The organism is Amycolatopsis echigonensis (assembly GCF_014174495.1).
Classification (GTDB): Bacteria; Actinomycetota; Actinomycetes; order Mycobacteriales; family Pseudonocardiaceae; genus Amycolatopsis; species Amycolatopsis echigonensis.
The window spans coordinates 1-19,928 of sequence record NZ_JACJHR010000037.1 but is presented as its reverse complement, the minus strand read 5'-3'; the positions used below and the strand labels follow the sequence as shown (position 1 = coordinate 19,928).

18 protein-coding genes and 1 pseudogene are annotated in these 19,928 nt (G+C 69.3%); 6 read left to right on the top strand and 13 right to left on the bottom strand.

All coding sequences use genetic code 11. The features are described from left to right. Nucleotides 1-191: 191 nt before the first annotated feature. From H5411_RS47780 to H5411_RS24585, 11 genes are all read right to left on the bottom strand, one after another. The gene (locus H5411_RS47780) at nt 192-482 is read right to left on the bottom strand and encodes a hypothetical protein (RefSeq protein ID WP_246369178.1); all 291 of its coding nucleotides are present in this window, start codon (nt 480-482) and stop codon (nt 192-194) included. A gap of 265 nt (nt 483-747) precedes the next feature. Continuing rightward, nucleotides 748-1,644 carry an SDR family oxidoreductase gene (locus H5411_RS24630; RefSeq protein WP_183125145.1) on the bottom strand — a complete coding sequence of 299 codons (897 nt, stop codon included), beginning with the start codon at nt 1,642-1,644 and terminating at the stop codon, nt 748-750. A gap of 16 nt (nt 1,645-1,660) precedes the next feature. Next, nucleotides 1,661-2,797 carry an acyl-CoA dehydrogenase family protein gene (locus H5411_RS24625; RefSeq protein ID WP_183125144.1) on the bottom strand — a complete coding sequence of 379 codons (1,137 nt, stop codon included), beginning with the start codon at nt 2,795-2,797 and terminating at the stop codon, nt 1,661-1,663. Nucleotides 2,798-2,818: 21 nt separating this feature from the next. Then, nucleotides 2,819-3,613 (bottom strand): enoyl-CoA hydratase-related protein, encoded by a 795-nt coding sequence (locus tag H5411_RS24620; RefSeq protein ID WP_183125143.1) that lies wholly within the window; start codon nt 3,611-3,613, stop codon nt 2,819-2,821. A gap of 152 nt (nt 3,614-3,765) precedes the next feature. Beyond that, on the bottom strand, nt 3,766-5,217 hold the full coding sequence (locus H5411_RS24615; protein WP_183125142.1) for an aldehyde dehydrogenase: 1,452 nt from the start codon (nt 5,215-5,217) through the stop codon (nt 3,766-3,768). Beyond that, the gene (locus H5411_RS24610; protein ID WP_183125141.1) at nt 5,217-6,326 is read right to left on the bottom strand and encodes an NAD(P)-dependent alcohol dehydrogenase; all 1,110 of its coding nucleotides are present in this window, start codon (nt 6,324-6,326) and stop codon (nt 5,217-5,219) included. Before H5411_RS24610 ends, H5411_RS24615 begins: the two co-directional genes overlap by 1 nt. A 28-nt stretch (nt 6,327-6,354) precedes the next feature. Continuing rightward, entirely contained in the window at nt 6,355-6,672 is a 318-nt protein-coding gene (locus tag H5411_RS24605; protein WP_183125140.1) for a 2Fe-2S iron-sulfur cluster-binding protein, read from the bottom strand. Nucleotides 6,673-6,685: 13 nt separating this feature from the next. Then, a complete protein-coding gene (locus H5411_RS24600) occupies nt 6,686-7,894 on the bottom strand; it encodes an NAD(P)/FAD-dependent oxidoreductase (RefSeq protein WP_312878598.1) in 1,209 nt (402 codons plus the stop codon). Continuing rightward, nucleotides 7,891-9,216 carry a cytochrome P450 gene (locus H5411_RS24595; protein ID WP_183125139.1) on the bottom strand — a complete coding sequence of 442 codons (1,326 nt, stop codon included), beginning with the start codon at nt 9,214-9,216 and terminating at the stop codon, nt 7,891-7,893. Before H5411_RS24595 ends, H5411_RS24600 begins: the two co-directional genes overlap by 4 nt. A gap of 115 nt (nt 9,217-9,331) precedes the next feature. Continuing rightward, a complete protein-coding gene (locus H5411_RS47775) occupies nt 9,332-10,450 on the bottom strand; it encodes a LuxR C-terminal-related transcriptional regulator (protein ID WP_183125138.1) in 1,119 nt (372 codons plus the stop codon). Nucleotides 10,451-10,589: 139 nt separating this feature from the next. Further along, on the bottom strand, nt 10,590-11,393 hold the full coding sequence (locus H5411_RS24585) for an SDR family NAD(P)-dependent oxidoreductase (protein WP_134668244.1): 804 nt from the start codon (nt 11,391-11,393) through the stop codon (nt 10,590-10,592). A gap of 256 nt (nt 11,394-11,649) precedes the next feature. Between H5411_RS24585 and H5411_RS47770 the strand changes: the two are divergent. After that, nucleotides 11,650-12,960, top strand: a pseudogene (locus H5411_RS47770) (AMP-binding protein); the annotation flags it as partial. Next, nucleotides 12,955-13,599 carry an AMP-binding enzyme gene (locus H5411_RS49010; protein ID WP_376772215.1) on the top strand — a complete coding sequence of 215 codons (645 nt, stop codon included), beginning with the start codon at nt 12,955-12,957 and terminating at the stop codon, nt 13,597-13,599. The pseudogene H5411_RS47770 and the gene H5411_RS49010, both read left to right, overlap by 6 nt. Before the next feature lie 45 nt (nt 13,600-13,644). On the opposite strand, the gene H5411_RS24570 is transcribed toward H5411_RS49010, so the two are convergent. Continuing rightward, complete coding sequence (locus H5411_RS24570; RefSeq protein ID WP_134668242.1) at nt 13,645-15,297, bottom strand: AMP-binding protein; 1,653 nt, start codon at nt 15,295-15,297, stop codon at nt 13,645-13,647. Nucleotides 15,298-15,559: 262 nt separating this feature from the next. On the opposite strand from H5411_RS24570, the gene H5411_RS24565 reads away from it, so the two are divergent. Beyond that, nucleotides 15,560-16,414 carry a PaaX family transcriptional regulator gene (locus H5411_RS24565; RefSeq protein WP_183125135.1) on the top strand — a complete coding sequence of 285 codons (855 nt, stop codon included), beginning with the start codon at nt 15,560-15,562 and terminating at the stop codon, nt 16,412-16,414. 29 nt (nt 16,415-16,443) lie between these two features. Beyond that, nucleotides 16,444-17,256 (top strand): PaaI family thioesterase, encoded by an 813-nt coding sequence (locus tag H5411_RS24560; RefSeq protein WP_183125134.1) that lies wholly within the window; start codon nt 16,444-16,446, stop codon nt 17,254-17,256. Nucleotides 17,257-17,260: 4 nt separating this feature from the next. Here H5411_RS24560 and H5411_RS24555 read toward each other — a convergent pair whose 3' ends face one another. Then, complete coding sequence (locus H5411_RS24555; RefSeq protein WP_183125133.1) at nt 17,261-18,304, bottom strand: NAD(P)H-dependent flavin oxidoreductase; 1,044 nt, start codon at nt 18,302-18,304, stop codon at nt 17,261-17,263. Between the two features lie 98 nt (nt 18,305-18,402). Here H5411_RS24555 and H5411_RS24550 point away from each other — a divergent pair, with 98 nt between their 5' ends. Next, nucleotides 18,403-19,569 carry a 2-hydroxyacyl-CoA dehydratase subunit D gene (locus H5411_RS24550; protein WP_183125132.1) on the top strand — a complete coding sequence of 389 codons (1,167 nt, stop codon included), beginning with the start codon at nt 18,403-18,405 and terminating at the stop codon, nt 19,567-19,569. Nucleotides 19,570-19,597: 28 nt separating this feature from the next. Next, nucleotides 19,598-19,928: hypothetical protein (locus H5411_RS24545; protein ID WP_220817400.1), on the top strand; the 331-nt coding region annotated here is incomplete at its 3' end.

Here is a 19,928-nt window from a genome sequence, read left to right as displayed (position 1 = left end):
CCGGCCGGGTTCAACGGCGTCACCGGTCTCAACCGGTCCCGAGCCAACCTTCGGTTGCTACGCCCTCGACCACGTCGGTCCGCTGGTGCGCACCGCACGGGACTGCGCGCTGCTGCTGTCAGTGCTGGCCGGGCACCATCCAGCCGACTCGTATGCGGCGGAGACCCAGCCGGGCGACTATCTGGGCGGCCTCACGCTGCACGGCGTCTCCGGCCGCACGACCAGCCCTTCTCCCCACCGCCACACCGCCAGCGACAACGCGAGCGGCCGGCCTTGCTCGGAAAACCCCATCGGGAGCACGAGCACCGGGTCGCCCGGGGGTTCCAGTACGCCGTGTGCAGCGACGTCATCACGCTGGTCGGGTCCAGACCGGTGACCTCCGCCAGCGGCGGTGCGCCGAGATGTCCCATAGGCGTGGCGACCAGGTCGGCCGTCTCCAGCAGCGCGTCCATTTTCGCCTGTGCGACGCGCCGGACCCGCATGGCTTGCTGGTAGTCCGACGCGGTGGTCGCCCGTAACGCATGGCATTCCATCTCGGACGAGCCCCCGGCTCCGGTCGCGGCCGCTCCGATGCACGCGGCTCACGGAGCGGAAGACGAAGCGATGGCCGCTATTTCAGCGGGACTGGCGGAATTGGGGGAGTCGCTGGCGAACGTGCCGAAGCCCGTTACGCCGATCCGAGCGGCGGCTTCGACTGCGGACGCTGAACAGGTCCGCTGCCTCGCCCGAGGCAGCGGCCCCGCCCGTTCACACGCTGCGCTGTGCTTTCGCCGCCGCGCTGGCTTTCTTGCTCTGTTCCCTGATCTCGGTCCAGTCCTCATCGGACAGTGCGGTCAGGCCCGCGAAGGTGCCCGGCCCGGCCAGCCGCTGGCCGCCGTCCATCGCGATCGTCTCGCCGGTCAGGTACGGACAGGCGTCGGACAGCAGGAAGACGGTGAGGTTCGCCAGTTCCTCCACGGTGCCCATCCGGCCCATCGGCACCTGGTCGGCCTGGGTCGCGCCGACGCCGCTCTTGTCGGTCGGGTTGAGCATTTCCCAGGCGTAGTCGGTCGGGATCGGCCCGGGAGCCAGTGCGTTGAGGCGGATGCCGTACCGCGCCCACTCCACCGCCAGCGACATCGTCATCGCGTGGACGGCCGCTTTCGCCATGGCCGAGGGCACCACGAAAGCCGAGCCGCTCCAGACCCACGTGGTCAGCGTCGACAGCACCACTCCCGGCAGGCCCTGTTCGATCCAGCGCCGGCCCGCGGCGTGCGTGGTGTTGAACGAACCGTTCATCACCGTCGAGCTGACCGCCTCGAAACCGCGCGCGCTCAACGACTTCGTGGGTGCGATGAAATTCGCGGCGGCGTTGTTGATCACTCCGGTGAGCGGCCCGTGGCCGGACCAGATCTCCGCCATCGCGGCGTCCACCTGCTCCGCGTCGCGGACGTCGACGGTCTGGTAATGCACCATGCCCGGTTCGCCCGCCCCCTCGGCGGCTTCGGCGAGCACCGTTTCACGGCGGCCCCACAGGTGGACCTGTGCGCCGTGCGCGGTGAGGTGCGCGGCGACGCCCCGGCCGAGGCCGGTCCCGCCGCCGGTGATCAGGATGCGGTGCCCCGCCAGGAGATCGGGCGCGAACACGGACTTCGTCGTTGCCATGCGGTGGTCCCTCGTGTCAGAGCCCGAGGCTCTTGCTGATGATCTCGCGCTGGATCTCGTTGGTCCCGCCGTAGATCGGCGGAGCCAAGGCCTTGCGCACCTGGCCTTCCATGCCGTACTCGCGGGCGTACCCGTAGCCGCCCATGAGCTGCATGGCCTCGAGTGCGGTGTGCTTGGCGATCTCCGTGCACTTGAGCTTGGCCATCGACCCTTCCCGCGCGAGCTGGTCCTCCTCGCCCGCGTCGATCCGGGCGGCCACGTCGTAGACGAACGACCTCGCGTAGGCGATTTCGGTGGCCAGGTCGGCGATCCGGTGCCGCACCGCCTGGAAACTGCCGATGGTGCGGCCGAACTGCTCGCGCTGCTTGACGTAACCGAGCAGGTCGTCCAGCGAGCGTTCGGCCGCGCCGAGCGACATCGCGGCGATGATGAGCCGTTCCACGCTCAGCCCGCGCATCAGGTGCTTCCAAGCCTGGCCCACCTCGCCGACGACGTTCTCCGCCGGAATCCGCACGCCGGTGAAGAACAGGTCGTTGACCGTATGCGCTTCCATCGTCTCGATCGGCCGGATCTCGAGACCAGGCACGTCGGTCGGCACGATCAGCAGCGTCAGGCCCTGGTGCTTCGGTCCGCTCGAGTCGGTGCGGGCGAGCAGCAGCAGATGCTTGGCGACGTGCGCCGCGGACGTCCAGGTCTTCTGCCCGTCGACGACGTAGTGATCGCCGTCCAGCACCGCCTTGATCCGCACCGAGCCGAGGTCTGAGCCCGCGCCCGGTTCGGACAGCGCGATCGCTTCCAGTTCCCCGGCGCACAGCCCGCCGAGGATGTCCTTCTTCTGTTCCTCGGTGCCGTACCGCAGGTAAGTCTGGCCCGCGGTCAGCCCAGTGGAGTACCCGGTGATCGGGGCCAGCCCGCGCGAGGTCTCCTCTAGGAAGAGGCACTCGTCGACCATGCCGGCCCCGCCGCCGCCGTACGCCTCCGGGATCGAGACCCCGAGCCAGCCCTGTGCGGCCAGCTTGCGCAGGATCTCCGGGCTGTTGGAGAGCTTCCCGCCGTCCGTGAGCGCGTCCCGCTGCGCGAGCGTGCCGCACTCGCTGTCGCAGAACGCGCGCACCGCGGCGGCGAAGCTCTCTTGTTGCTTCGTGAAGCGCATCGTGATAACGCTCGTTCCCACTCAGTTGCCGCGGTACGGGGCGAAGTCGGGCTTGCGCTTCTCGTTGAACGCCTTGATGCCCTCCTGCGCCTCCTCGGACTCGCCGAACGAGTGCAGGTACGAGTACGCCAGCTGCCCGGTGCTCGCGAACTGCTCGGTGTCGGTGTTGAACGACTGCTTGAGCACCTTGAGCGCGGTGGGGGACAGGGACAGGATCTCGTCCGCCCACTTGCGCACCTCGTCGTACAGCTCCGCCTGCGGCACGACGCTGTTGACGAGGCCCCAGTTCTCCATCTGGGCCGCGGTGTAGCGGCGGCAGAGGAACCACACCTCGCGGGCACGCTTCTCGCCGAGGATGCGGGCGAGGTAGCCGGTGCCGAACCCGGCGTCGAACGAGCCGACGCGCGGCCCGTTCTGGCCGAACTTCGCGGTGTCCGCGGCGATGGTGAGGTCGCACAGCACGTGCAGCACGTGCCCGCCGCCGATGGCGAAGCCGTTCACCGCGGCGATCACCGGCTTGGGCACGTCGCGGATGACGTGGTGCAGGGCGTCGATCTCGAACAGCCCGGAGTCCGAGGGGCCGTAGTCGCCGGTCTCGGCACGCTGTTTCTGGTCGCCGCCGGTGCAGAACGCCTTGTCGCCCGCGCCGGTCAGGCAGATGACGCCGACCTCGCTGCTGCCCCAGGCCTTCTTGAAGGCCTTCACCAGTTCGTCGACCGTGCGGGCGCGGAACGAGTTGTACCGCTCCGGCCGGTTGATGGTGATCCAGGCCAGGCCGTCCTCGACCTTGTAGCTGATGTCGGTGAACTCGTCCATGAAGACCGCGATCCTTTCCCCGTCGGAAGAACGTCGAAGCGGCGGCGCTCCCGCCCTTCACCGAACCTAGGTCTGTGAACGAGCGTTATCAAGAGCGCCGCCGCCGCGAAGGCTGCCGGGAGGAGAGATTTACCCCTTTGTGGAGAGCCCGGCTACCCCTTGCTGGGGTCCAGATAGATCGTCTTGAACACCTGGTAGGAGTGCAGTCCCTCGGGGCCGAGCTCGCGGCCGATCCCGCTGGACTTGATCCCTCCGAACGGCGCGACCGGATCGTTGGTGTAGGCGTTGATACCGATCGTTCCCGACGCGACCCGCCTGGCCACCGCTTCGCCGCGGTCCGGGTCCGCGGTCCACACCGTGCCGCCGAGGCCGTACTCGCTTGCGTTGGCGATGGCGACCGCCTCGTCCTCGTCGGCATAGGGGATCACCGACAGCACCGGCCCGAAGATCTCCTCCTGCGCGATGGTGTGCTTGTTGTCCACGTCGGCGAACACAGTCGGTTGCACGAACCAGCCCCGGTCGCGGTCTGCGGGCCGGCCGCCGCCGGTGGTCAGCCGGGCACCCTCGCCGAGGCCCTTGGCGATGTAGGACTCCACCCGGTCCCGCTGCCGGGCAGAGACCAGCGGGCCTAGTTGGGTGGCCTCGTCCAGCGGGTCGCCGACGGTCAGCGAGCGCGCGAGATCCGTGACTGTGTCCACGACCTCGGCGTAGCGGGTGCGCGGCGCGAGCACTCGCGTGCCGAGCCAGCAGATCTGGCCGTTGTTGAGCAGGGTGGCGGCGAAGAAGCTTTCGATGGTGGCCGCCAGCTCGGCGTCGTCGAGCACGATCGCCGCCGATTTCCCGCCGAGTTCCAGCGTGACGGGCCGCAGCAGCCGCCCGCAGGTCTCCGCGATCGAGCGGCCCGCCGCGGTGGAACCGGTGAAGGAGACCTTGTCCACGCCGGGATGGCCGATCAGGTAAGCGCCGAGCTCGCGTCCGCCCGGGACGACATTCAGCACGCCTTCGGGCAGTCCCGCCTCGGCCGCGGCCTCGCACATCAGCATCGCGTCGAGCACCGTCTCCGGTGCCGGTTTGAGCACCACAGTGCAGCCGGCCGCCAGTGCGGGGGCCAGCTTGAGAAACGTGATGGCCTGCGGCACGTTCCACGGCACGATCGCCGCGACCACGCCGATCGGTTCCCGCAGAACCCGGGAGCTGCCGCCGAGCAAGCCCGGCCGGGTCTCCTCCTGCGGTGAGCCCGTCGCCAGACCCGAGAAGTAGCGCAAGAGCACCGGCGGGAACCCGCCTTCGAACTGCTGCGCCAGGCTGATTGGCATGCCGTTCTGAATGGTCACGCGGCGCGAGGTCTCGGCGGCGCGGTTTTCCAATGCCACTGCGAAGCGTTCCAATGCTTCGGCGCGCAGCTGCGGATTCCGGGACCAGCCGGAGGGATCGTCGAAGGTCCGCCGCGCAGCAGCGACAGCGGTGTCGACGTCCGCCTCGGCTGCCTCCGGCACGCTGCCGATCGGTTCTTCGGTGGTGGCCGAGCGCACTGGGATCCGTTGCGCCGAAGCGGGTTCGGCCCAGTCGCCCGCGAGATAGAGCCGGTCGTAGTCGAGTGTCATCACAGCTCCCCGTGCACAAGCACGATTTTTACGGCGTCCCCGCGGTGCTGCGCGGCGACGGCCTCGTTGATGTCCGCGAACGGCATGGTGGTGACGAGCTTGTCGAACGGGAACCGGCCGGTCCGGTGCAGTTCCAGCAGTTCCGGGATGAACACATCGGGATCGCTGTCGCCCTCGACGATCCCCATCACCCGGACGCCGAGCACTTGCGCCTGGATGAGGTTGAGCGCCAGAGCCGCCTCGGGATCGGCGGGCACGCCGATGATGCCGACCTTGGCGCGATGCGCCAGCGCCTGCATCGCGTCCTGCAGCACGGCGGCGATTCCGGTCGTGTCGATGGCGTAGTCGGCACCCTCGGCCGCGATCGCGCGGACCTGCTCGGCCAACGGGCCGTCACCGGGGTCGACCACATGGGTCGCGCCCAGCGAAAGTGCGAGATCGCGCCGCGCGGCATGCGGTTCCACCACGATGATCCGGCTCAGCCCCCGCACGACCCCGGCGAGGACCGCCGAGAGCCCGACCGAACCGCCGCCGAGCACCAGCAGCGTGCCGCCCGGCTGGCAGTCCAGCGAGTTCAGCACCGCGCCCGCGCCGGTCTGCACGCCGCAGCCGAGCGGCCCGAGCACTGCCAGCGGAGCGTCGCCGGACACCTTGACTACGTTGCGCTCACGGGCGAGCGCGTGGGTGGCGAACGACGATTGCCCGAAGAACGCCGAGCCCACCGGGTTGCCGCCGTCGCTCAGCGGGCTGGTGCCGTCCTGGCGCGCGCCGCCGAAGTTGTAGGCCATGAATTCCTGGCAGTAGGCTGGTTCGCCTGCGTCGCATTGCGTGCAGTGGCCGCAGCTGTCGAAGCTGAGCACGACTTGGTCACCAGGTCCGACCTTGGTGACCGCGCTGCCCACCGCGGCGACGACGCCGCTGCCTTCGTGTCCGAAGACTCCGGGGAGCGGGAACGGCAAGTGGCCGTCTTTGGCCGCGAGGTCGGTGTGGCACAGTCCGACCCCGGCGATCTCGACGAGCACCTCGTCGGGTGCCGGATCGGCGAGCGCGAGGTGCTTGATCGCGAAGGCGCCGCCGATCTCGGTGGCCACCGCGGCGGTGACATCCATGTCGAACTCCTTTGTCCGGTGGGGATTGCTAGCCGTTGGAATCGGGAACCGTGACGCGCACGCCTGAGCAGGCCTCGGTGAGGATCAGCTGGCACGACAGCCGGGAGTTGGGCCGCGCGTCCTCGGCGAACTCGAGCAGCTCCCGCTCTTCGTCGGTCGGTTCGTCGAAAAAGGACACTCCTTCTTCGAGATATACGTGGCAAGTGGCGCACGAGCAGCCGCCTCCGCATTCGGCGACGATGCCGGGAAGGTTGTTGCGCACGGAGCCGTCCATCACGCTCTGTCCACAAGGGACTTCGAGGTCGTGCGTGGTTCCGTCGGGCAGTTGGTAGGTCACTTTCGGCATGATGTCTCCGTATTCACTGGATGACGGCGTCTCGCACCGGGACTGCGGCGTCGGCCAGCCGGGCCGGGTCGATCCGCGTGCCGGACGCGATGAACTTCTTGCCCGCCACGAACTCGGCAGGGGAGTTGGCCGCCTCGACCGCGGCGACGATGCCGCCGAGGTGGTGGAACAGCGCGAACCGGCCGGTCGCGGGATCGCCGCGCAGCACCGTGCCGGGGCTGGGCGGAACCAGCCCGGCGATCTTGAGCTTGAGGTCGAACTGGTCCGACCAGAACCACGGCACCTCGGGCGCGACCGGCGGCGCCCCGGTGATCGCGGCGACGGCCTGCTTCGCCTGCTCGGTCGCGCTCGGGATGCTTTCCAGCCGGGCCAGCGAACCGGTGCTCAGCGGCCTTCGCGTCACGTCGCCGATCGCCAGGATGTGCGGGTCGCTGGTGCGCGCCTGCGCATCGACAACGATTCCTTGCGCGCACACCAGTCCGGCCTCCGCCGCCAGCCGGTCGCGTGGCGTGGCACCGATCCCGACCAGCACCGCCTCACACGGGATTTCCTCGCCGTCGCCGAGCACGACAGCCCGCACCCGGTCGTCGCCTTCGATCCGCACGACGTCCGCACCGGTCACGATCCGGGTGCCTTGTCGCTGGTGGTGCGCGGCCAGGATCTCCGACAGCCGGGGGCTGGCGACCCGGGCGAGCACCCGGTCTTCCCGCTCGACGATCGTCACCGCCACGTCGTTCGCCCGCGCCACCGCCGCGACCTCGAGCCCGATGTACCCGCCGCCGACGATGACCAGCGTGCGCCGCTCCTCGACGCATTTGCGCAGCACCCGCGCATCAGCCAGCGTCCGCAGCGATACCACTCCGGACAGATTCGCTCCTGGCACCGGCAACGGGCGCGGCTCCGCGCCGGTGGCGAGAATCAGGTGCTCGTAGCCGTGCGCCCGGCCCGCGTCGGTCCACACGCACCGGCGGTCGCGGTCGATAGCTGTCACCTGTTCGCCGAGCCGGACCGTGATGTCCTGCTCCCGGTAGAACTCCGCCGGCCGCAGCCACTGTTCGAGCTGGCCTTCGGCGAACTTCTTCGACAGCGGCGGCCGCTGGTAGGGCAAGTCGAGCTCGTCGCCGAACAGCTCCACCGGCCCGGGGTGGCCCGCCTGCCGCAGCAGGCCGGCCACCGTCGCGCCGGCGTGACCGGTGCCGACGACCAGCACCCGCCCGGTCACGACAGATCCAGCCGGACCGGCAGTTTCCGCAGCCCGCCGACGAAGTTGGTGACCACGGGCTTGCGCTGGCCGGTCACCTCGATTCCTTGGATTCGCGGCAGCAGCTCCTCGAACATGATCCGCAGCTCCAGCTTCGCCAGGTGCTGGCCGATGCACATGTGCGGGCCGTAGCCGAAGGCGATGTGCCGGTTGGGCTTGCGGTCCAGTCGGAAGGTGTCCGGCTCGTCGAACACGTCAGCGTCCCGGTTGGCCGACTGGTAGAGCAGCATGAACCGGTCGCCCTTGCGGATCTGCTGTCCGCGCAGCACGTAGTCCTCCTGGGCGCGTCGGGTGAACTGCTTGACCGGGGACACCCAACGCAGGCTTTCGTTGACCAGATCCGGGATCAGCTCGGGACGGTGCTGCACCTTCGCCAGCTGGTCCGGGAACAGCGCCAGCGCCTCGATCGCCCCCGCCATCGTGCTCGAAGTCGTGTCGTGCCCGGCGGTCGCGATCGCGATGAACCAGCCGTAGGCGAATTCCTTGCGGTAGTACTCGCCGTTCTCGTCCCGGGCGCGGGCGATGATGGTGGCCAGGTCGTCCCGCGGGTTCGCGCGCCGGTCCTCGACCAGTTTGTCGAAGTAGGCGTAGAAGTCGTTGATCGCGGCGGACCACTGCTGCGCGGCGGCCTCCGGGGTCAGCGGCTCGACGTCCTCGCGCTGCGCGTCCGGGTCCGCGGTGCCGAAGAACTCCTGCGTCAGCGTCATCATCCGCGGTTCGTCCTCTTCCGGGACGCCGAACAGCGACATGATCACGTGCAGCGGGTAGTAGAGCGCGAACTGCTGCACGAAGTCGATCTCGTTGGCGCCGCTGTGCAGGTAGTTGCCGATCGCCTCGCGGGCCAGCTGCCGGATCCGGTCTTCCCACTTCTTCAGGTTCGCCGGGCGGAACCAGTCGTTGGCGATGTCCTTGATCCGGGTGTGCTCGGGCGGGTCGAGGTAGGTCAGCGTCTCCAGGATCCGCAGGCTGCCGCCGGTGAGCTGCTTGGTGAACGCGTCGCCGGCCTGGTTCTGCAGGATCGGGTTGTGCGAGCCGGGCTCGTCGCCCCCGCCGCTGGTGAAGACGTGCGGCTGCCGCTCGATCTCCATGATGTCGGCGTGCTTGGCGACCAGCCAGACCGGGTCGTAGCCCTCGACGCGCACCTGGCCCAGCGGATGGTTTTCGCGCAGCCAGCGGTAGGCCTCGAACAGCGGCCCGTCGTCGCGATGCCCCTCCGGCAGGACGACCTGCTTGGCGATCTCCTCGGGGATCGGGCGGGTGGACACCTCGGGTGTGGTGGTCATCGGAACTTCCCTCCGGGGTAACGGCTGCGGTGCACGTTGTTGGTCCAATCTTTGGTCCAACAGGACGTGGCGTGCATCACCCCGGAGGAAGAGATTTCTCCCCCCGGATTTCTCCCTAGCTCCCGCGGACGAGGGCGTGGCAGCGGGCCGCCGCCTCCGCCCGGTTGGCGGCGCCGAGCTTGCGGAGCACGTTCTTGACGTGCGTTTTCACGGTGCCGGGGGAGACGAAGAGCTCCTCGGCGATCTGGTTGTTGCTCTGGCCGCGCACGAGGTGGCGCAGGACATCGAGCTCCCGCCGGGTCAGCTGGGCGAGCGGGCCGTCTACGCGCTCCAGTGGGTCTGCCTGTCGTGGGCGTTCGGCTTCGGTGATTCCGGAGCCTTGCAGGCCGCCCAGTACGTCGTCCACCGCGTCGGCCTGCTCGCGCAGCCGTGCCCGCAGCGCGCCGAGCTGTTCGCGGAACACCACGCGTTCGAACAGGCACCCGAGACCCTCGGCGAACAGCCCCAGCAGCTGCTGGTCGAACTCGTCCACATGGTCGTGGTCCACGTGCTGGTCGGCGTGCACCAGGCCGACCACCTCGCCGCGTCCGATCAGGGGAGCGACCACGTAGTCCTTGGTGCGCGCCAGGTTGATGAGCCGGTGGTGGACGTGCGGGTTGTGCTGGGCGTCCTCGACGAGCACCGGGGTGCGGGTGCGGACCACCTCGGTCTCCGGCAGCTCGCGGCCGATCTGCCCCGGGATCGCCGTGCCGACCCGCACCAGGTCCGCGCTCAGCTCGGGATCGGCGTAGGCGTACGCGGAGCGCGCGCTCCAGCTCCGGCCGGACAGACTGGAGAACAGCGCGCGCCGGTAGCCCAGCCGGTTGATCTCGGTCGGCACCCGGTCGGCGAGATCCCGGAGGGAGGACGCCGACCGCAGCCGGAACAGGCAACGGTGCAGATCCGACATCGCGGCACTGCGGGTGGCGAGCATGCTGTCCCGGATCTCCGTGCGCAAGGCGCTCACGCGGGCCAGCGCCGCGGCGATGCGTGCCCCGTCAGTGCCCCGTCCGTCGAACGCGGACACCTCGCGGAGGAGGCCGCTTTCAGCACCCCGCAGGGCGATTTCGGCCGACCGGAGATCACGAAGCGCGGCCGGGGCGACGTCCTGACCGCCCCAAAGCGTGGAGATCTCACGCAGAGTGCGTTGTGTTCGCCGGATCAGTTCGCCTGCCGGTTCAGCACCACTGTCCACGACTGTTCTCCTCGTTCGACCGCCAGAGCGGCGCTGCTCTGTCCGGCCGATTGTCGCCGCGGACCGGTGCCGGGGATACACCGCCGCACGTGATTGCTCTCCAAAGGAGGAGCGAAATACCCCTTACGGGAGTGGCGGATCAGGCGACGGAGATGCCGCCGTTGACACTGACCACTTGCCCGGTGATGAGGCGCGAGAGCGGAGAGGCGAAGAACAGCGTCAGGTTGGCGAGGTCCTCGGGCTCGGTGAGGCCGAGGTGGGCCTGGCTGGTGATCTTCCCGAAGATCTTCTTGCTGAACGGCTGGGACATCGCCCGGTCGTAGGAACCGGTGTTGGCGATCAGCGACGGCGTGATCGCGTTGACCCGCACGCCGTACCGCTTCGCCTCCAGCGCCAGGGTGCGCGAGAAGGTGACGATGGCCGACATCGCGGCGCCCAGCACGGTTTCGCCCGGAGTGGGCACCTTCGCAGCGTCGGAGGCGATGTTGACGATCGAGCCCGATCCTTGCTCCCGCAGGAAAGGCAGCACGGCGCGGCTCATCACAAGCGGTCCCAGCGCTTGCTGAGCAAGGATGTCGCGGACCTCGTCGAGCGGAATCTCGTGCAGGGGAGTCGGCTGGTAAGGCGCGACCACGGAGTTGACCAGGACGTCGATCCCGCTCAGCCGGCGGTGCGCCTCGGTGGCGGCCTCGGCCGCGGACGCGGGGTCGTTCGCGTCCGCGGACAGGAACTCCGCGTGCGCTCGCGGCACGGTCGACAGCACGTGGTCGAGCGCTCGTTTGCCGCGTTCTTCGTTGCGGCCCAGCAGCATCAGCCGATGGCAGCCCGTCTGCGCGAAGGCCACTGCGGTGGCGAGGCCGACCCCTGACGTGCCGCCCGCGATCAGCACCCCGCTGCCGGAGAAGTCGAATCCCTCGTCGGCGCGGGGAATGGAGCCGGTCATGGTCGGTCCCTTCGGTTCGTTTCCTGCATCGTAGAAGATCATATTACATGAGACAAGACTCAGTTGCGTGTTATGTCGACTATCGAGTCTGCTCGGGCGAGGATTTGTCCCCAGCAGTGACCTGCTGCGGGTGCGGGCTGTACGGCTCCGAAAACTCAAGTCGCCGGTTTGTCTTATATTTCTATGGTCAGTCCTTTGTTATGGTCGGTCCCGTCGTTGTCCGGCGCCGCGCAGGCGATCGAGGAGGCGCGATCCCATGACACAGCCAGAATCCCGGCCGAGCGGGCAGGATCAGGCGGATCCCCTCTGGTTGCCGGGAGCGGCTCCGGGGGAGGGGCGGATCGCCAGGGCGCGGCTTCGGTCGCCGGCCGATGTCCGGCGGATCGAAGCGCACCAGCCGGAGACGTTGCGCGAGGGCGCGACCGTGTACGAGGCCATCCGCGCGGCGGCAGCCGAGCACCCGGACAAGGCCGCGATCGTCCAGCTGTGGTCGCACCGCGTGGAAGACCCGCCCACGACGCTCAGCTATCGCGAGTTCGTCGCTTCGATCGAGCGAGCGGCCAACCTCTTCCGCGAGACGGCGGAAGGAGCTCCGAGCGCGGTCGGCATCCTGCTGCCGATGGTGCCGGAAGGGATGATCGCCACATGGGGAGCGGCCACGGCGGGCGTCGCGGTCCCGGTCAACCCGTACCTCGAAGCGGACGCTGTCGCCGCCATCCTCAACGCGACGAGTGCGACCGCGCTGGTCACCACTCCGGACCAGTTCGACCAGGTTCGGCTGGCCGGACTCCGGGCCGCTGTGCCGACGCTGCGGCGGATCCTGCTGGTGGACGCCCCAGGCTCGCCTCATGACTGCGCCGCCGCGATCGCGGCGCATCCGGCGGGCAGGCTGACGTTCGCCCCGTCCGCCGATCCGGACGCCGAAGTCATGCGGATGCCCACCGGCGGGACGACCGGAGCGCCGAAGCTGGTGCGGATGACCCACCGCGGCTAGCTGACTGTCGCCTGGAACGTCGGGGCGCTGATGGGTGCCGGCCAAGACGGCGTAGTCGGGCACGGGATGCCGAACTTCCATTGCGGCGGAACGCTTTCGCTCGGCTTGCGGACATTCCTTTACGGGCAGACGTTGCTGACGCTTACCCCCGGCGGCTTCCGGGACAAGGGCGTCGTGGCGAACTTCTGGGACATCGCCCGGCACTACCGGATGACCTCGCTGCTGGCCACTCCGACGACCGCGGCCGCGCTTCTCGCCGTTCCCGGTGCCTCGTCGGAAGGGCACTGCATCACTGATTTCCATTGCGGCGGCAGCACGGTGCCGCTCGCGCTGGTGCGCGCTTTCCACGACCGGTTCGGCATCTGGCTGCGGGAAAACTGGGGCATGACCGAGGTGCACGGGACGATGACCGGGCATCCCGGAGGCGACCGCGAACCGCGGGTCGGCTCCGCCGGAGTGCCGCTTCCGCACGTCCGGGTCAAGGCCGTCGAAGTCGACGAAAACAATGCGGTCGTCCGGGAATGCGCACCAAGGGAGCGGGGCCTGCTGGTCTTCGGCACCGACACCGTGACGCCCGGCTACCTCGCTCCGGCGCCTCAGGCCGAGTTGTTCGTCCAGGGTCTCGGCGAGGGAAGGCGCTGGGCGAGCACCGGGGATCTCGGCACCGTCGACGAGGACGGGTACGTCTGGATTTTCGGGCGTGCCAAGGACCTCATCATCCGGGGCGGGCACAACATCGACCCGGTTCCGGTCGAAGAGGCCGTCGCGGCGCATCCCGCGGTGCACCTGGCCGCCGCGATCGGCCGTCCCGATCCGCTCAAGGGCGAGCTGCCGATCGCCTACGTGCAGCTCCTCGAAGGGGCGAGCGCGGACCCGGCCGAACTGCTCGAATTCTGCCGGACCCGGATCCAGGAGCGGGCCTCGGTGCCCGTCGAGATCATCGTGGTCGGCCAGATGCCGCTGACGCCCGTCGGGAAGATCTCGAAGCCCGCGCTGCGTCGGGACATTGTCGAGCGGGTGGCTGGCGCGGTGGCCGCAGACGTTCTCGGGGATTCCGCCCGGTTCCAGGTCGCTGTCGACCATTCCGGGCGGCGGCCGGTGGCCGTGCTCACCATCGATCAGCGGGGCGACGGCGAAGAGCAAGCGCTGCGGAACGCGTTCGCCGGATACGAATTCGGCATCGAGATCCGCACCGCCGCGGTCGCGGACTGACGCGCGATCCCGGATCCGCGACGGCCGGGGCGGGCTCGCCCGGTATCAGGGCGCCACGGGTTCGGTGCTCGACGCGCGGACCGCGTCGAAGCGGAGCGACCCGTCCTCGAAACGCTTGTGCAGCACGAACTTCTGGATCTTCCCGCTGGGCGTGGCCGGCATCTCGTCGACGAAAGCCCAGTAGACCGGCGTCTTGTGCGGCGCGAGCTGCGAGCGCAGATACGTGGTCAGCTCCTCCAGCGAGGGCCGTCCGGCGCCGTCCCGCAGCGTCACTACCGCGCCGATCTGCTCGCCCCACTTGGCATCGGGCACGCCGATCACGGCGGCGTACTCGATGGCCGGGTGATCGCCGAGCGCGGCTTCGATCTCGGCCGGGTAGATGTTCAGCCCGCCGCGGATGATCATGTCCTTCGACCGGCCGCGGATGCGGAGGAACCCGCGCTCGTCCATCGAGCCGAGATCGCCCATGTGCAGCCAGCCGTCGGCGTCGATCGTGGTCGCGGTCTCGGCCTCCATCCGGAAGTAGCCCAGCATGGTCTGGTAGCCGCGACAGCAGATCTCGCCGGTCTCGCCCGGCGCGACCGGCTCGCCGGTGACCTGGTCGGCGACCTTGACCTCCAGCCGCGGCAGCGGCTGCCCGACCGTCTCGGCCTGGTCCTCCGGCGCGTCGGTCACCCTGGTCTGGCTGATCACGCCGTGGGTTTCCGTCTGTCCGAAGAGGATGGAGAACTGGCAGCCGAGCAGTTGCTGGGTCTTGTGCACCAGCGAGGCGGGCACGGAGGCGGCGCCGCTGAGGATCGTCTGCGCGCTGGTGAGGTCCCGCCGTGCGCGGTCGGGGTGATCGAGCATCGCGATCAGCATGGTCGGCACGACGAGGGTGTGCGTGCCGCGGTAGGTCTCGAACGCCTCCAGCAGCAGCCCCGGGTCGAACCCGGGCAGGATCACGAACGTGCCGCGCTTGGCCCAGGCCCCGAACGAGGTGACCGCGCCGCCGCCGATGTGGTACATCGGCATCGCGTTGACGTAGACGCCCCCGTCGCTCATCCCGGCGCGCTCGGCGACGTGCCTGGCTTCGTTCACGAGACCTTTGTGGTGCAGCATCGCACCCTTGGGGAAGCCGGTCGTGCCGGAGGTGTACTGGATCTGGACCACGTCACCGGGCGCCACCGCGGGCAGTTCGCGCTCCGGGTCCCCGCCGGCGAGGAACGCGTCCCATTCGCCGAACGTCACGATCTTCCGCAGTTCGGGCGTCTCCTGCCGGATGTCCTGGAGCATGCCGCGCATGTCGAACCCGCGGTGCTCGGCCGGGCAGAACAGCCCAGCGGCCCCGGACTGCTTCAGTACGAAGCCCATCTCGCGTGCGCGGTAGGCCGGATTCAGCGCCACGAGCACCATTCCGGCCAAGGCGACACCGTGCTGCAGAACGATCCACCGGGCGCTGTTGGGAGCCCAGACCGCGATGCGGTCGCCCGGCTCGAACGCGCCCAGCAAGGCCCGTGCGACGCGTTCGGCGTCCGCCAGCAGTTCGGAGTAGGTCCAGGTTTCGCGCGCTTCAGCGTCCGGCACGCAGTCGACGAGCGCCAGGCGGTCCGGCACGGTCGCCGCTGCGTGCCGGAGCGTTTCGCAGACAGTCGTGTCGTGGATGTCCCCCGGCTCCGCGGGCCAGTACGAAGTCTTCAGGACCCGGGCGTCGGTCATCGCGGTACTCCCTTGTATCGACGTGTGACTCGGGTCACCGGAGTGTACCCATTCGGTCCGACCTTGCAAATGGTCTGGCCAAAAATCATATGACGCGTTCGGGGATTGCGTTACTTCGAATGTAGATCAGCCGCGCCGATAGAGGAGGAAGATGCCTGTTCAGCGGGCACGGGTGAGGTGACGTTTGTCTACGTTGCCGCGTTCTGGGTTCTGGGACGCGTAAAGTACGCACAGGCCGGTCCACGATCAGCAGGAGGCGCACATGCCGCTCCCCGGGGCGCTCGAAAGCTCGCCGCGCGAGTTCGCGGACGCTGTGCTGACCCCTGGCAGCGCGCGCTCGCTGCTCATCACGACGCTCGGCGAGCTGGTGTGGCAGACCGGGGGACCGGTGTGGACGTCGACCCTCGTGCGCGTCCTCGGCGGGCTGGGCATCGAGGAGCAGGCGGCTCGGCAGGCGATCGCCCGGGCGTCGGGATCGGGCTGGATCACGCCGGAACGCCACGGGCGGGAAGTGCGCTGGTCGCTCACGGACAAGCTGGCGCACATCTTCGAGACCGGCTCTCGCCGCGTGTACTCGCTCAGCGACCCGTACACGAGCTGGGACGGCACCTGGCTCGCCCTCTGGGTGATCATCCCGCAGCCGCTGCGCCGCGCGCGCCGGCCGCTCTACGCGGGCCTGACCTGGGCGGGCTTCGGGAATCCGGCGCCGGGCCTGTGGCTGACGCCGCACGTCGAGCGGTCGGGCGAGGTCGGCGGGCTGCTCGAACAGCTCGAACTGAAGGAGCACACGTTCGCGTTCACCGGCGCGCTGGACGCGGTCGGCCTCCCTCGCGACCAGGTCGTGGAGCGCGGCTGGGACCTTGCCGCCCTGCGGACCCGGTACGAAGAGGTGTGGCAGGCAATGGACTCGCTGCGCCCTGAGACCGAGGACGAAACGCTGTTCACGCACCTCCGGCTGATGAACGAATGGCAGGAGTTCCCGCGGATCGATCCTCAGCTGCCCGAGGCGATCCTGCCGGATTGGGCCGGCAGGCGCGTCGCCCGGCGCATCGAGGCGCTGCGGGCGGAGTGGACGCCCGTCGTGCGGCGGCGCTTCGCCGAACTCAACACGGCCTGAGCGCCGAGCGATTCTCTCAAGGAGCGTGAATGGACACGGCGACCACGTGTCAGAACCGGCATGACTTCCAGCCCGGCGGTCCCGAGATCATGTTCGGGGTCGACGAGCTCAGCGCCAGCGACACCGGCTTCCGGGCGTCCATGGTCAGCGGTCCCTGGTCGGCAGGGCCCGCGAACGCGGCGGCTGTCGGCGTGCTCGCGGACAACGTGCTCGGGTATGCGCTCATCTCCTCGGCCCCGCTCGGCCGGTGGTCGGTGAGCACGGAGATCTCACTCGATTTCGTCGGTCCGCTGCCCGCTGACGGAACACGGATGTCGGCCGAGGCCCGCGTCGTGCACGCGTCGCCGGGCGCGGGACTCGCCGAGGGTTCGCTGTTCTCCTCCGGCGGCCAGCTGGTCGCCCGATGCCGTCAGTGGGGGCGCTTCATCGAAGCGACCCCCCAGCGGGACGGCGGCACAGGCGGGTTCTCCGGTCCCTGCCGATCGGTCGCCGAGGTCACCGATGCCGTGCTCGGCGACGCGCCGGCCGTCGACGGCCGGGCCTGGTTCTCGCTGCCCGTCGAGGACGATCTCGTCAATCCGCTTCGGACCCTGCACGGCGGGGTCACGTTGTGGCTGGCCGAACTCCTGGCCTGCCGGGCGGTCGATTCGGTGGCGTCCGGTCTCGTTCCGGCCTCGCTGGCCGTGAGCTATCTCCGGCCGTTCGTGGTCGGCGACGTCGCCACGTTCCGCGCGGAGGTCACCAGCCGGGGCCGCAGGCTGGCCGTGACGCAGGTGACGGGGCTCAACGAAGCCGGGAAGCCATGCATCGTCGCCTCGGCGCACCACCACGGCCCCGGCTGAGGGGTTACAGCGCGCCGACGGCGGACGGCAGGCTCGCCGCCAGCGAACGCAAGATCCCGGCCGCCTCGGCAGCCATCCGGGGCACGAACTCCGCCACGTCGACGAGCTCCTTGATCGCCGAGGCCACCTGGCCGGTCATCACCAGGCTGTTCTCGGTGTCGCCCTCGGTCTGTGCTCGCTGCATCGATTCGATCTTCCGCCGCGTCATCTCGACCGGATCCACGTCGTCCTGCCGCGTTTCCTCGATGAGCCGTCGTGACGCCGCGTTGCGCAAGCCGCGGCAGGGGCCGTAGACCCCGTCGAACGCCACATCGTCGCCCTCCTCCGCGTCCAGCAGGGCCTGGAGGTAGGCGGGGTGCCAGTCGGAGTTGGCGGTGCTGGTGATGAACCGGGTGCCCATCGCCACGCCCTCGGCGCCGAGCGAGAGGGCGGCCGCCAGTCCCCGCCCGTCCCTCGCTCCGCCAGTGAGCAGGACCGGCACGTCGACAGCTTCGGTCACGCTGGGAACGAGCACGAAGCTGTGCACGGCCTTGCTCGGCGCGTGCCCGCCCATCTCGAACCCCGCGGCGATGACCACATCGACCCCGGCTTCGGCGGCCTTCACTGCCTGGCGGGTGGAGCCGACCTTGTGCTGGTGGACCATCCCGGCGTCCTTGATCCGGGCGATGTAGTCCCCGGGAAACCCGGCCGACGTCGTCAGCACGCGCAGTCGCCGCGCCAGCTCCGGATCCGCCGCGCGCGCTTCCAGCGCGGTCCGGATATAGATGTCGGTGAAGGGAAGCACGTCTCCGTTGCTGTCAAGTCCGACGGGGATGTTCACGGCGAACGGGCGTTCGGTCATCCCGGCGCATTCCTCGATGTGCTCGCGGAACGTCCGGGCGCCCGCCGCGATGTCCTCCGGCATCCCGGGCATCGACACCGTGCCGAGGCCGCCCGCATTGGACACCGCCGCAGCGAGTTTCGGGGTACGGAAGGGGCCGAGGCCTTCCTGGACGATCGGGTGCTCGATACCGGCGAGCTGGGTGTAGCGGTTGACGATCGGCGGCATGCCGGGCTCCGTTCGACGATGAATGTTTTACGCGGATTGAGATCGGATCACGTGAGGAGTAGAGTATCGAACAGACCCGACGAGAGGAACCCGCAGCGATGACCCAGGCGTCTTCGGCGGCGATGGCCAGACTGGTCGAGGCGGCCCGCGATCCCCGCGCCTACCTCGGGCAGTGGCGCGGCGCGCACCCCGGCCGCCCCGTGCTGGCGATCCTGCCCATGAACTTTCCGCGCGAACTGGCCCACGCGCTCGGCGCGCTGCCGGTGATCGTCCAGGACGACCAGGAACCGGTCACCGAAGGCCGCGCGCTGCTGGCCGAGTTCTATTGCGGCTACACCCGCAATCTCGCCGACCAGGCGGCCACCGGCCGGTTTTCGGTCTACGACGCGGTGTTCACCGCCGATCACTGCATCCAGCTGATCGGCTCGGCCGACATCGTGCGCGCCCTGGAGCCGGACAAGACGGTCTTCCTGGGCATGCTCAACTCGTCCATGAACGACTCGTGGGCGGACGAGCGGGTCGCGGAGATGATGCGGCGCATCCGCACGGAGCTGGAATCCTTCACCGGCAAGGAAATCGACCCGGACACGCTGCGCGAAAGCATCGCAGAGTACAACCGCGACCGCCGCCTGATCCGGCGACTGCTCGACGAGCGGAGCGCCGGGGAGGCCGCGTTCAGTCCGGTGGAACTGCAGGACATCATCGCGTCGAGCATGGTGATGGACCCCGGCGAGCACTACGCCCTGCTGTCCGAGGCGCTGGACGAGCCGCGGCGGTCCGAACGCGACGACCGGGTGCGGGTGCACCTGTCCGGACACCTGTGCCACGCGCCGCGGCGCGAACTGCTCGAAGTGATCGAGGACAGCGGCGCGCTGGTCGTCGACGACGACCTGTACCACGGCCGCCGGTACGTCTCCGCGGACGTGCCGGAGACCGGCGACCCGATGGCGGCGCTGGGGGAGTGGTACGCCCAGCGCAACGTCGCGATCCCTTGTCCCACCAGGGTTCAGCAGGACGTGGACTGGGACGGCTACCTGGTCGACTCCGTGCACGCCAGCGGGGCCGAAGCGGTGATCCACCTGATGCCGAAGTTCTGCGAACCGCACATGCTCTACTACCCGGAACTGCGCAAGCGGCTTGACGCGGAGAACATTCCGCAGCTGCAGATCGAGACCGAGCACGAGGGCATCCCGCTCGAGTCCTTCCGCACGCGGATCGAGGCGCTGGTGGAACGCACCCGCCGGCGCCGTCCCGCGCACGTCTGACGCCCGAGCCGACAGGAGAAGCTGCGAAATGCTCGAAACCAAGGAAAAGCCCGCCGAGGACAAGACGAACCGGCTCGGCATCACGCGGGTCGGCGGGCAGATGATCGCCGACTACTGGGAGGACCTGTTCACCGCGCGGGAACAGGGCAAGCAGATCGTCTGGTACAACGGCGGCGCGCTCAACCCCATGTTCCAAGCGGCCGGGCTGGCCTGGTGCCACGGCGAGGCATTCGCCGCGCGGCTGGCCGCGCAAAAGCTCGAGGGCCCGGCGCAGCTGGCCGGTGCGGAGTACGGCTACAACGCCGAACTGTGCTCGTACTCCCGCACGCACCTGGGCTGTTCCGTCCTCACCGTGCAGG